Annotated in this window: 8 protein-coding genes; 3 read left to right on the top strand and 5 right to left on the bottom strand. The window is 68.3% G+C overall.

Annotated elements, in window-relative coordinates; genetic code table 11:
• Positions 1-90 precede the first annotated feature (90 nt).
• The gene (locus ACF3M1_RS11125) at positions 91-450 is read right to left on the bottom strand and encodes a c-type cytochrome (RefSeq protein WP_394000635.1); all 360 of its coding nucleotides are present in this window, start codon (positions 448-450) and stop codon (positions 91-93) included.
• A gap of 237 nt (positions 451-687) precedes the next feature.
• Here ACF3M1_RS11125 and ACF3M1_RS11120 point away from each other — a divergent pair, with 237 nt between their 5' ends.
• Genes ACF3M1_RS11120 through ACF3M1_RS11110 form a run of 3 tightly spaced genes read left to right on the top strand, consistent with a single transcriptional unit; the run spans position 688 to position 8,416 of the window.
• Complete coding sequence (locus ACF3M1_RS11120) at positions 688-1,830, top strand: efflux RND transporter periplasmic adaptor subunit (RefSeq protein ID WP_394000633.1); 1,143 nt, start codon at positions 688-690, stop codon at positions 1,828-1,830.
• Complete coding sequence (locus tag ACF3M1_RS11115) at positions 1,830-5,336, top strand: efflux RND transporter permease subunit (protein WP_394000631.1); 3,507 nt, start codon at positions 1,830-1,832, stop codon at positions 5,334-5,336. Before ACF3M1_RS11120 ends, ACF3M1_RS11115 begins: the two co-directional genes overlap by 1 nt.
• Positions 5,333-8,416 (top strand): efflux RND transporter permease subunit, encoded by a 3,084-nt coding sequence (locus ACF3M1_RS11110; RefSeq protein ID WP_394000629.1) that lies wholly within the window; start codon positions 5,333-5,335, stop codon positions 8,414-8,416. Before ACF3M1_RS11115 ends, ACF3M1_RS11110 begins: the two co-directional genes overlap by 4 nt.
• A 372-nt stretch (positions 8,417-8,788) precedes the next feature.
• Here the strand turns inward: ACF3M1_RS11110 and ACF3M1_RS11105 are convergent, their stop codons facing one another.
• From ACF3M1_RS11105 to ACF3M1_RS11090, 4 genes are all read right to left on the bottom strand, one after another.
• Positions 8,789-9,997 (bottom strand): TraB/GumN family protein, encoded by a 1,209-nt coding sequence (locus ACF3M1_RS11105; RefSeq protein WP_394000627.1) that lies wholly within the window; start codon positions 9,995-9,997, stop codon positions 8,789-8,791.
• Between the two features lie 13 nt (positions 9,998-10,010).
• Positions 10,011-10,541: a GNAT family N-acetyltransferase gene (locus tag ACF3M1_RS11100; RefSeq protein ID WP_394000625.1), complete on the bottom strand. Its 531-nt coding sequence runs from the start codon at positions 10,539-10,541 to the stop codon at positions 10,011-10,013.
• A gap of 2 nt (positions 10,542-10,543) precedes the next feature.
• Positions 10,544-11,446, bottom strand: a complete 903-nt coding sequence (locus tag ACF3M1_RS11095) for a carbon-nitrogen hydrolase (protein ID WP_394000623.1) — start codon at positions 11,444-11,446, stop codon at positions 10,544-10,546.
• 210 nt (positions 11,447-11,656) lie between these two features.
• Positions 11,657-12,706: an agmatine/peptidylarginine deiminase gene (locus tag ACF3M1_RS11090; RefSeq protein ID WP_394000621.1), complete on the bottom strand. Its 1,050-nt coding sequence runs from the start codon at positions 12,704-12,706 to the stop codon at positions 11,657-11,659.
• Positions 12,707-12,708 lie beyond the last annotated feature (2 nt).

The raw sequence follows: 12,708 nt of genomic DNA, 5'->3' as shown, positions 1-12,708 counted from the left end.
GGTCGTGGTCCGCGCCGCCGCAAGCGGTCAGCAGACCGGCAAGCAGCACCAGCGGCAGCAGGCGGACGGACGATCGGATCGAGGCACCGGTCACGGGGTCAGCTCCGAAAGGAAGGCGGCGATGTCGGCGATGTCCTGGTCGGAAAAGCTCTTCGCCTGGGCTTCCATCGTCGGATGCCGGCGCGTGCCCCGGCGGTACTCGTGCAGCGCGTTGACCAGGTATTCGCTGGACTGGCCACCGATCTTCGGCACGTGATAGTGCGGATAGACGTTGCGGTACCCGTCGATGCCGTGGCACCCCTGGCAGGTGTAGGTCAGCGTGCGGCCGGTGTCGGCGTTGCCCGACAGCGGTGCGTTGGTCGCTTCCGGTGCGGCGGCGTCCTGGGCGAGGACGGGCGGCGCCGAGGCGCCAAGGGCGAAACAGGCGGCGAGCAGCAGCGGTCGCGTCATCTTGGGTTTCCGCAATCCTGGAGGGCTGGAGCGTGGCGATCTGGGAGGCGTGATGGCGTGGGGAACCAACCGGCTGCATGAACCGGCGCACAACCGGGCCAGTATAGCCACGGCGTCCGGGCAAACCCAATGTGCCGTGCACAGGGGCCCTGCGGACGTCACCATGACCAATGGCGCATGAACCAGCAGTTCTGGTGATGTACCTTGCTACCACACCGTAGGGGCCTTCCGAATCCAATGTCCACACCGCATGCCTTCGCGTCCGCGGGACGCGTTCTCACCGGCGCCGTTCTGTTCGCCGCCGTCCTCGTCCTGTCCGCCTGCAAGGGGGGCGATGGCGATGCCCAGGCCAAGTCCGCGGACGAGGCGCAGGCGCCGGTCCCGGTGGAGACCGAACTGGTGACCCGTCGCAGCGTGGCGGCCAGCTGGGTGGGCACGGCCGCGCTGGAGGTTCCGCGGGGCGCCGATGTCGTCGCCAAGACCTCGGGCATCGCGCTCGACGTGCTGGTCGAAGAGGGCGACACGGTGCGCGCCGGGCAGCCGCTGGTGCGCCTGGACCCGGACCGGGCGCGCCTGGCGGTGCTGCAGAGCCGCGCGACGATGGGCAAGCTCGACAACAGCTACAAGCGCGCGCAGCAGCTGGTCGGCCAGCAGATGATCAGCGCCAACGATCTCGACCAGATCAAGTTCGACCTCGACACCGCGCGTGCCCAGCACGAGATGGCCCAGCTCGAGTTGTCCTACACCACCGTCACCGCTCCGATCTCGGGCGTGATCTCGCAGCGCATGATCCGCACCGGCAACTTCGTGCAGATCAACACGCCGATCTTCAGCATCGTCGACAACGCCCGCATCGAAGCCACGCTCAACGTGCCCGAACGCGAATTGCGCGTGCTCAAGCGCGGCCAGCCGGTGCGCCTGACGGTCGATGCACTCCCCGGCGAGACCTTCGAGGGCGTGGTCGAGCGCGTCGCGCCGATCGTCGAATCGCGCAGCGGCACGTTCCGCGTGGTGTGCGCGTTCGAAGGCAACGAGGCGCTGCGTTCGGGCATGTTCGGCCGCATCCGCATCGACTACGACGAGCGCGCCGATGCGCTGGTGATCCCGCGCAGCGCATTGCTGGAAGACGGCGACGAGACCGCGGTGTTCACCGTGCGCGACGGCAAGGCGGTGCGCGTGCCGGTCACGCTGGGCTATGTGGACGGCGCATTGATCGAAGTCCGCGACGGGTTGGCGGAACGCGACGCCGTGGTCACCGCCGGCAAGGTGGCGCTGCGCGAGGGCAGTGCGGTGCAGGTGGTCGGTGCCAATGCGCCCGCCGCGGCTGCGGACGCGCCCGCAGCGCCGGCGGCCGACGCCGCCCAGGGTGACGCGCCGTAATGACGACCACGCCGAACCAGGGGCCGGCGGGCGGCCCGTCCACGGAGGGCCAACCGATGGATCCGCATGCCGCACCGGGGCGATTCGACCTCGTGGAGTTCTCCACCCGGCGCCGGGTGACGGTGTGGATGGTCGCGATCAGCCTGATGCTGTTCGGACTCATCGCGCTGGGCAACCTCAAGGTCAATCTGCTGCCCGATCTGAGCTACCCCACGCTGACCGTGCGCACCGAGTACACCGGCGCGGCGCCGGCGGAAATCGAGACCCTGGTCAGCGAACCGGTGGAGGAAGTCGTCGGCGTGGTCAAGGGCGTGCGCAAGCTGCGTTCGATCTCGCGCACCGGGCAGAGCGACGTGGTGCTCGAGTTCGCCTGGGGCACCGACATGGACCAGGCCAGCCTGGAGGTGCGCGACAAGCTCGAGGCGTTGCAGTTGCCGCTCGAGGTCACGCCGCCTGTGCTGCTGCGGTTCAATCCGTCGACCGAACCGGTGCTGCGCCTGGCGCTGACCGCCGGTGGCACCGGCGACGCGGTGACCGAACTCACGCGCATGCGTCGCTATGCCGACGACGATCTGAAGAAAAAGCTGGAGCCGGTGATCGGCGTGGCCGCGGTCCGGGTCGGCGGCGGCTTCGAGGACGAAGTGCAGGTGGACCTCGACCTGCAGCAGATGGCGCGCATCGGTCTGCCGATCGAGAACGTCATCCAGCGCCTGCAGCAGGAGAACGTCAACCTCTCGGGCGGGCGTCTCGACCAGGGCACGCAGCGCTATCTGGTGCGCACGGTGAACCAGTTCGCGAGCGTCGAACAGATCGGCGAGATGCTGGTCGCCACCCAGGGCGGTGGTGACGACGCCGCGGCCAGCGCCGCGCAGCAGATGGCGGCGATTGCCGCAGCGAGTGGTTCGCAGGCGGTGCTCGCGGCCGCGGCGTCGGTGCAGAGCACGTCGGGTGAGGGCAGCAGCACGATCGCCGGCGGCCGTGCGGTGCGCCTGCGCGACATCGCCACCGTGCGCCAGGGCTACAAGGAACGCGAGAGCATCATCCGGCTCGGCGGCAACGAGGCCGTGGAGCTGGCGATCTACAAGGAAGGCGACGCGAACACGGTCGCCACCGCCGACGCGGTGGAAGCGCGACTGGAGGCGATCCGCAAGGAACTGCCGGCCGACATGACCCTGACCGTGGTCGACGACCAGTCGAAGTTCGTGCGCGCCGCGATCCGCGACGTGCGCACCGACGCGCTGATCGGCGGCACGCTCGCGATCCTGATCATCTTCCTGTTCCTGCGCAACGGCTGGAGCACGCTGGTGGTCAGCCTGTCGCTGCCGGTGTCGATCATCACCACGTTCTTCTTCATGGAGCAGTTCGGCCTGAGCCTCAATGTCATGTCGCTGGGCGGCCTGGCGCTGGCGACCGGCCTGGTGGTCGACGATTCGATCGTGGTGCTGGAGAGCATCGAAAAGGCCCGTGACCGCGGCCTGGGCGTGCTCGAAGCCGCGATCGTCGGTACGCGCGAGGTCGGCATGGCGGTGGTCGCGTCGACGCTGACGATCATTGCGGTGTTCCTGCCGCTGGTGTTCGTCGACGGCATCGCCGGGCAGCTGTTCCGCGATCAGGCGCTGACGATCGCGATCGCGGTCAGTGTCTCGCTGCTCGTGGCGTTGACCCTGATCCCCATGCTGGCCTCGCTGAAGGGCCGGCCGCCGATGGCCTTCCCGGAAGAGCCGCCGCATCCGCAATGGCGGCCGGAGCGCCGCTGGCAGAAGCCGGTGGCCGCGACCGGGCGCGGCATCGGGGCGGGCATCCGTGGCGCACTGTTCGGCATCGTCTGGCTGGTGGTACGCGCGTGGCGGTTCGTGTCGCGCATCGTCGGACGCATCATGGGCCGGGCCAGCGAACTGGCGATGGCGCCCTACGGACGTGCGGAACGCGGCTATCTGCGCGCGCTGCCGGCGGCGCTGGCGCGCCCGTGGCTGGTGCTCGGCGCCGCGTGCGCGGTGTTTCTGGTCAGCCTGCTCGCGGTGCCGATGCTGGGCACCGATCTGATTCCGCAGCTGGCGCAGGACCGCTTCGAGATGATGGCCAAGCTGCCGCCTGGCACGCCGCTGCGCGAGACCGACCGCATCATGCGCGAGGTCCAGCTGGCCCACGACGACGACGAGGGCGTGGAACTGCTGTTCGGCGTCAGCGGCAGCGGCACTCGGCTCGATGCCAATCCCACCGAAAGCGGCGAGAACATCGGCCGTCTGAGCGTGGTGATGAGCGGCGGCGGCAGCCGCGCGTTCGAGGCCGAGCAGAGCGATCGCCTGCGCGCGACGATGCAGCGGTATCCCGGCGTGGCCGTCGATTTCAGCCGGCCCGCGCTCTTCAGCTTCTCCACGCCGCTGGAAATCGAACTGCGCGGTCAGGATCTCGACGGCCTCGCGCGGGCCGGGCAGCGCATGGCGGAACTGCTGCGCGGCAATCCCAACTACACCGACGTCAAGAGCACGGTGGAGCAGGGCTTCCCCGAGGTGCAGATCATCTTTGACCAGGAGCGCGCCGGTGCGCTCGGCCTGACCACGCGGCAGATCGCCGACGCGGTGGTGCGTGCGGTGCGCGGCGAAGTGGCCACGCGTTACAACTTCCGTGACCGCAAGATCGACGTGCTGGTGCGCGCGCAGGAAAGCGAGCGCGATTCGGTCGACCGCATCCGCAACCTGGTGATCAACCCGGGCGGCGCGGCGCCGGTGCGCCTGGATTCGGTGGCCGACGTGGTGGCGACAATCGGTCCCAGCGAGATCCACCGCGCCGACCAGGTGCGCGTGGCCGTGGTCTCGGCCAACCTGCGTGGCATCGATCTCGGCACCGCGGTCAGCGAAGTGCGGCAGATGGTCGCCGAGAATCCGCTCGGCCCCGAGGTCGGCATGCACATCGGCGGGCAGGGCGAGGAACTGGCCGAATCGCTGCGCTCGCTGCTGATGGCGTTCGCGCTCGCGATCTTCCTGGTCTATCTGGTGATGGCGTCGCAGTTCGAATCGCTGCTGCATCCCTTCGTCATCCTGTTCACCATTCCGCTGGCGATGGTCGGCGCGATCGGCGCGCTGCTGATGACCGGCAACACGGTCTCGATCGTGGCCTTCATCGGTCTGATCCTGATGGTCGGCTTGGTGGTCAAGAACGCGATCATCCTGATCGACAAGATCAACCAGCTGCGCGAGGCCGGCGTGGCCAAGCGCGAAGCGCTGGTCGAGGGTGCACGCTCGCGCCTGCGGCCGATCATCATGACCACGCTGTCCACACTGTTCGGCTTCCTGCCGCTGGCGTTGGCCTTCGGTGAGGGCGCCGAGGTGCGCTCGCCGATGGCGATCACGGTGATGGGCGGCCTGGCGGTGTCCACGCTGTTGACGCTGCTGGTGATCCCGGTGGTCTACGACCTGTTGGACCGCAAGTCGGATGCGTACTACGCCGAACGCGGGCGTCGCGCGCGTCTGGGTGCCAATGCCGACCTGGAGGCCGCCGCGCAATGAGCATCGCCGAGCTGAGCCTGCGTCGCCCGGTCACGACCATCATGTGTTTCGTGTCGATGGTCGTGATCGGCCTGATCGCCTCGGTGCGCCTGCCGCTCGAAGCGTTGCCGGACATCACGGCGCCGTTCCTGTTCGTGCAGCTGCCCTATGCCGGCGCGACGCCGGTCGAGGCCGAGCAGAACCTGCTGCGGCCGGCGGAAGAAGCGCTGGCGACGATGAGCGGCATCAAGCGCATGCGCGGCCGGGCCAATCCGGACGGCGCCGACATCTTCATGGAGTTCTCCGATTGGGATCGCGACATCGCGATCAGCGCGTCCGAGGCGCGCGAGCGCATCGACGCGATCCGCAGTGAGCTTCCCGACGATTTCCGTCGCTACTTCGTCTTCAAGTGGTCCAGCGGCGACCAGGCAGTGCTGCGGATCCGGTTGGCCGCGAACGTCGACCTGAGCGGCAGCTACGAGATGATCGACCGGCAGCTCAAGCGCCGGCTCGAACGCGTGCCCGGCGTGGCCCGCGTGGAGATCAGTGGTGCGCCACCCAACGAGGTCGAGATCGCGGTCCAGCCTGACCGGCTCAACGCGCACGGCATCGAACTCAACGAACTCGCCACGCGCCTGCGTGCGCTGAACTTCTCGGTCTCGGCCGGGCAGATCCTCGAAGCGGGCCAGCGCCTGCGCGTGCAGCCGATCGGCGAGATCGACGATCTGCAGGAACTGCGCGATCTTGTGATCAATCAACAGGGCCTGCGCCTGAGCGACGTCGCCGACGTGCGCTTCAAGCCGCAGCGCATGGACTACGGGCGCCGTCTCGACGGCCGCGCCGCCGTGGGTCTGGACATCTACAAGGAACGTGACGCCAACCTGGTGGAAGTCTCGCGCTCGGTGCTGGCCGAGGTCGAGGCCGCGCGCAGCGAGCCCGGGCTCGAAGGCATCGACCTGAAGGTCATCCAGAACATGGGCGACGAGGTCACGTCGTCGCTGCTCGAGCTGGTCGAAGCAGGTGCGATCGGCCTGGTGCTGTCGATCATCGTGCTGTACTTCTTCCTGCGTCACTGGCCGTCGACGCTGATGGTGACGCTGGCGATCCCGATCTGTTTCATCATCACCCTCGGCTTCATGCACTTCTTCGGCGTCACGCTCAACGTGCTGTCGCTGATGGGCCTGCTGCTGGCGGTCGGGATGCTCGTCGACAACGCGGTGGTGGTGGTGGAGAGCATCTACCAGGAGCGCGAGCGCATGCCGAACCAGCCATGGCTGGCCTCGGTGGTCGGCACGCGCAACGTGGCGATCGCACTGTCGGCCGGCACCTTGAGCCACTGCATCGTCTTCGTGCCCAACCTGCTGGGCGAGACCAACAACATCAGCATCTTCATGACCCAGCTGGCGATCACCATCTCGGTGTCGCTGCTGGCGTCGTGGCTGGTCGCGGTGAGCCTGATCCCGATGATGTCGGCGCGCATGAAGACGCCGCCCGCGGTGGCCAAACCCGGGGGTCTGATTCCGCGGTTGCAGCGCGGCTATGCGCGGCTGTTGCGCTGGTCGCTGCTGCATCGAGGCTGGACACTGGTGGCGATCGGCGTGCTTGCCGTCGCGAGCCTGGTGCCGCCGACGCAGATGAAGTTCGACATGTTCGGCAGTGGCGAAGGCGGCAAGGAGATCAACGTCTTCTACCAGTGGAAGGGCAGCTACAACCTCGCCCAGCGCTCGGAGGAAGTGGGCCGGGTCGAGGCGTTCCTCGACGCGCGGCGCGACGAGTACCGGATCAAGCAGCTGTACTCGTGGTTCGGCGAAAGCGGTGACTCGGGCACGATCATCACCTTCAACGACGATGTCGGCGACACCCGTCCACTGAGCGAGGCGATCAGCAAGGCGCTGCCGAAATCCGCACGTGCCGAGATCGGCATCAACAGCGGCGGCGACCAGGGCGGTGGCGGCGGAGGCGGCGGAGTGCAGGTGCAACTGATCGGCGATTCCAGCCAGGTGCTGCGTGAACTGGCCGATGGCGTGCTGCCGCTGCTGTCGGCGCACGACGCGCTGCGCGACGTGCGCGTGGACGCCGGCGACCAGAACCAGGAGCTGACCATCCGCGTCGATCGCGATCGCGCGGCCGCGTTCGGCTTCACCGCCGAAGAGGTCTCGCGTTTCGTCGGCCTGGCACTGCGCGGTTCGCAGTTGCGCGAATTCCGCCAGGGCGACAACGAGGTGCCGGTGTGGGTGCGCTTCGAAGGCGCCGAGCAGTTCAACCAGTCCGACATCGCCAGTTTCATGGTGCGCTCACCCGATGGCCGCAGCGTGCCGCTGACCAGCCTGGTCGACATGACGGTGGAGCCGTCGGCCAGCCGGATCAACCGCTTCAACCGGCAGACCTCGCTGACCCTGCAGGCGAACCTCGCCGGCGAGGCCACGATGCCCGACGCGCGCAAGGCGATCGAGACCACGCTCGACACCGTGGTGTTCCCGCCGGGCTACGGCTACAGCTTCGCCGGCAGCGGTTTCGAGGACGATTCGGCGGCCGTGCAGCAGATGCTCTTCAACTTCGTGATCGCACTGGTGATGATCTACGTGGTGATGGCGGCGGTGTTCGAATCGCTGCTGTTTCCGGCCGCGATCATGAGCTGCGTGGTGTTTTCGATCTTCGGTGTGTTCTGGCTGTTCTGGCTCACCGGTACCTCGTTCACGGTGATGGCCTTCATCGGCATCCTCGTCTTGATGGGCGTGGTGGTGAACAACGGCATCATCATGGTCGAGCACATCAACAACCTCAGGCGACGTGGCATGCCGCGGCTCGAGGCGCTGGTCGAAGGCAGTCGCGAGCGTCTGCGCCCGATCCTGATGACGATGGGCACGGCGATCCTGGCGATGATTCCGATCTCGCTGAGCGACACCGTGGTGCTCGGCGGCCTGGCGTATTCGCCGATGGCGCGTGCGGTAGCCGGTGGCCTGGCGTTCTCGACCGTGGTCAGCCTGCTGTTCCTGCCGACGATCTACGCGATCCTCGACGACCTGCGTCATGGCAGTGCGCGCCTGATCCGGCGCGCGCGGGGCGTGGAGCCGATGGCGCCGGCCGCGAACGCCGGCTGACGAGCACCGTTGGCGCGCGTTTGCGCGCGATGCGGCATTCCCGGGAAAGCCCCATCGCGCGCAAGCGCGCTCCTACATGAGCTGCATACAGAAACGGGCCGCGCGTGCGGCCCGTCTTTATGTTCGAAACCTGCTGCGATCAGGTGAGCACCTTTCCCGCAATCTGCAGCCCGACGGTCCACCCGCCGATGCTCGAACCAATGTGGGTCAGCACGAAATGGTCGCCCGCTGAAGCACACTGTAGGAGCGCGCTTGCGCGCGATGAAGCATTCCCAGGAAAGCCCCGTCGCGCGCAGGCGCGCTCCTACGGAAGCTGCATACGGAAACGGGCCGCGCGTGCGGCCCGTTTCTGTTTCCAAGACTGCGCTGTGATCAGCTGAAGACCTTGCCCGCGATCCGCAACCCGGCGACCCACACGCCGATGCTCGAGCCGATATTGGTCAGCATGAAGTTGAGGATCGTCCGCGACACGCGGTTGCGGTACCAGCCGCGCAGCGTGCCGGCATCGTCGCGCAGTGCGAGGAAATCGCCGTAGGCCGGCTTGCGGACGTTGGCCTCGACCAGCGCACTGAACAGGCCGGGCGAGATGCCGGGCGGCCGGATCGGCTTGAGCGGGGCGGCGATCGCCGCGGCCAGGATCCCCAGTGGATGCGCCAGCGCGGCGAGTGCGCCGAGTGCGGCGAAACCACCGGTGATCAGCACCCACTCCTTGATCAGCTGCCGTCCCAGTTCCGCACCGCCCTGGTAGTAGCCCCAGCCGATCATCGCCAGGATCAGCAGCGTGATCACGGTCATCACCCAGCGCAGGCTGCGGCCGGGTGGGGCATGTTCGAGCTCGGCGCGCGTCTGCGCCGGCGCTTCGGTGTCCTCGGCCAGGTGCCTGGCGAGACCGGCCAGGTGGCCGGCACCGACGACGGCGAGCACCTCGCGCGCCTCGCCTGCGCTCTCGCGCAGGCGTGCGGCCATGTAGCGGTCGCGCTCGGTGATGACGGTCTGATAGAGCTCGGGACTCGACTTGGCGAACTCGCCGAAGCTCGACTCGAGCATGTCGCCCTGCTTGAGATTCTCGATCTCGTCCTCGCCCAGTTCGTCCGAGGCCAGCAGGCCGCCGAGCAGGCTGCCCATCAGCTTCATGCGCCCGAAGAAGCCGAGCTGGCGCGAGGCGCGCTTGAACGTGAGTCCGACATCGCGGTCGATCAGGGCCACCGGCAGATCACGCGCCTTGGCCAGCGCGACGGCCTGCTTGAGTTCGGCGCCCGGCTCGATGCCGAGCTGCTCGGCGAGCCGGCGCTGATAGGCCGACAGCGCGAGGTTCGCGGCGAACAGCGCGACGCGGCCCTTGCGGATCACGTCGACGAGATTCAACTTGCCCAGCGCGTCGGGATCGGTGATCGCCTGCAGGCGCTGCGGATCGAGCTCGACGGCGACCGCGTCGAACGCGCCGCTGCCGATCGCGTCTTCGACCGCCTCCACGCTGACGCGGGACACATGAGCGGTGCCGAGCAGGGTATAGCGGACGCCATCGCGCTCGACGATCGCGTGCGGCTGGCCCTGCCAGGGCGTGGTGGAAGCTTCGGTCATCGGGAAGTCGTCGTCATCGTTCGGAAGGAGGGGTGGTGGCGCCGTCGCCGAGTGCACGCTGCATCTGCAGTCCATCGAGCCAGCGTCCGTGCTTGCGGCCGATGCCGGGGAAGCGGCCGCTGGCGCTGAAACCGAGCCGTTCGTGCAGCCGGATCGAGACCGCATTGTCGGCGTCGCCGACGACCGCGATCATCTGCCGGAAGCCCTGCGCGGTGCAGCGGTCGATCAGCGCCGCCATCAGCCGGTGGCCGACGCCGCGACCGCGCGCGTGTGCGGCGACGTAGACCGTGCTCTCGACCGTCCAGCGGTAGCCGGCGCGCGTGCGGTAGGCACTGGCGTAGGCGTAACCGGCGAAGCGGCCGTCGAGCTCGGCGGCGAGGTACGGATAGCCCCCGTCGACGATCGCGCGCCAGCGCTGGCGCATCGCGTCGACGTCCGGCGGCTCGTACTCGTAGGTCGCCACGCCGCTCTCGACCTCGCCTGCGTACAGCGCGGTGATCGCCTCGAGGTCGGACGCCGCGACGTCGCGCAGGTGGACGTCCACGCTCAGTCGATGTAGCGCTTGAGCAGGTCGCCGTAGGCGTCGATGCGGCGATCGCGCAGGAACGGCCAGATCCGGCGTACGTGCTCGCTGCGCTGCAGGTCCACCTCGCAGGTCAGCAGGGTCGGATCACCACCGGCTTCGGCGAGGAACTCGCCCTGCGGGCCGAGCACATGGCTGTTGCCCCAGAAGTCGATGCCGGAGGCGCCGATCGGCGAGGGCTCGTGACCGACGCGGTTGCACGACAGCACCGGCAATCCGTTGGCGACCGCGTGACCGCGGTGGCTGAGGATCCACGCGTCGCGCTGGCGCGTCTTCTCGTCGTCGACATCGGTGGGGTCCCAACCGATCGCGGTCGGATACACCAGCAGGTCCGCACCGGCCAGCGCCATCAGGCGCGCGGCTTCGGGATACCACTGGTCCCAGCAGACGAGCAGGCCGAGCCGGCCCACCGAGGTATCGATCGGCTTGAAGCCGATGTCGCCCGGGGTGAAATAGAACTTCTCGTAGAAGCCCGGATCGTCGGGAATGTGCATCTTGCGGTACTTGCCCGCGGTGCTGCCGTCGGCGTCGAAGACCACGCCGGTGTTGTGGTAAAGCCCGGCGGCGCGGCGCTCGAACAGCGAACTCACGACGACGACCTTGTGCTGCTTCGCCAGTGCGGCCAGACGCTCGGTGCTCGGGCCGGGAATGGACTCGGCGAGATCGAATTCGTCGACCGACTCGTGCTGGCAGAAATAGGCGCCGTTGTGCAGTTCCTGCAGCAGCACGAGCTTCGCACCCTGCCTGGCGGCCTCGGCGACGCGCGCCTCGATGACCGACAGGTTGGCGTCGGCGTTGCCGGTGCCCTGGTCGATGACGGCGCGCTCCTGGATCAGGGCGACGGGCAGCGTGGTCTTGCGGGACATGGATTCGAACCCTCGGGGGATGGCGACAATGCTAACGCGACGTCGCGTGCGGGCAGATAAACGCGGCGACACGCGCGGACGGCGCGCAGCGTCCATCGGCGTCGGGACGCCGACGCCGGACGGCTGCGATTCGTGCCGGAGGCGCGCACCGGACACGGTCTGCGGGCGCAGGGCCCGACGTCTGTGTCGCAAACGTCGGGCGTTCTGACGTCAGCTCGAACGGCCGGCGAGCAGGCCCGCCGGCAGCTGCATCGTGATGCAGTGCAGGCTGCCGTTCTGCCAGATCAGCGGACGGCAGGGCACCTGGACGATCTCGCGCCCGGGATGCGCCTGCGCGAGCACGGCCGCGGCCGCATCGTCGACCGGGTCGCCATAGGCCGGCATCAGCACCGCGCCGTTGACGATCAGATAGTTCGCATAGCTCGCGGCCAGCCGACGACCATCGTCGAGGATCGGCTGCGGCCACGGAAGGGGGAACAGCCGGTAGGGCTGGCCGTCGACCGTGCGCAACGCGGCGATCTCGTCGGCCATCGCCTGGAGCTCGGCGTGATGCGGATCGGACGGGTCGTCGCAGGCCTGGAACACGATGGCGTCGTCCGGCGCGAAGCGGGCGAGGGTGTCAATGTGGGCGTCGGTGTCGTCGCCTTCGAGATAGCCGTGGTCGAGCCACAGCACACGGTCCTGCGCGAGCCAGTCCGACAGCTGCGCGGTCAGCGTCTCGCGCGCGACGTCGGGGTGCCGCTCGTGCAGGCAGCGCCAGGTCGTCAGCAGCGTGCCGGCGCCGTCGGTCTCGATCGCACCCCCTTCGAGCGCGAAGTCGATCTCGCGGCGTTCGGCGGATGCGGCGAATACGCCGGCGCCGTGCAGATGGCCGACCAGCCGGTCGTCGCGGCTCGCGTCGAACTTGCCGCCCCAGCCGGTGAAGCGGAAATCATTGAGCCGGAAGCCGCCCTCGCGTCGCAGCGAGATCGGCCCGGAATCGCGCAGCCAGGTGTCGTCGTACTCGGCCTCGACGAAATGCACGCGATCCATGTCGATGCGGTTCGAGGCCAGGCGCACGAAGGCGTAACTCTGCACGTCCTCGTCCGGCACGCAGATCACCACCGGCTGGAAGCGGGTGATGGCTGCGACCAGTGCAATGTAGGTGTCCTCGACCTCGCCCAGGCGCGCGGCCCAGTCGGTGTCTTCGGTCGGCCAGGCGATCAGGATCGCCGACTGGGGCTCCCACTCGGCGGGGAAACGCACGACGGATTCGCTCATGG

The organism is Luteimonas sp. WGS1318 (assembly GCF_043187535.1).
Classification (GTDB): domain Bacteria; phylum Pseudomonadota; class Gammaproteobacteria; order Xanthomonadales; family Xanthomonadaceae; genus Luteimonas.
The sequence above is the reverse complement of the archived record's forward strand: the minus strand, read 5'-3'. Positions and strand labels throughout refer to the sequence as shown.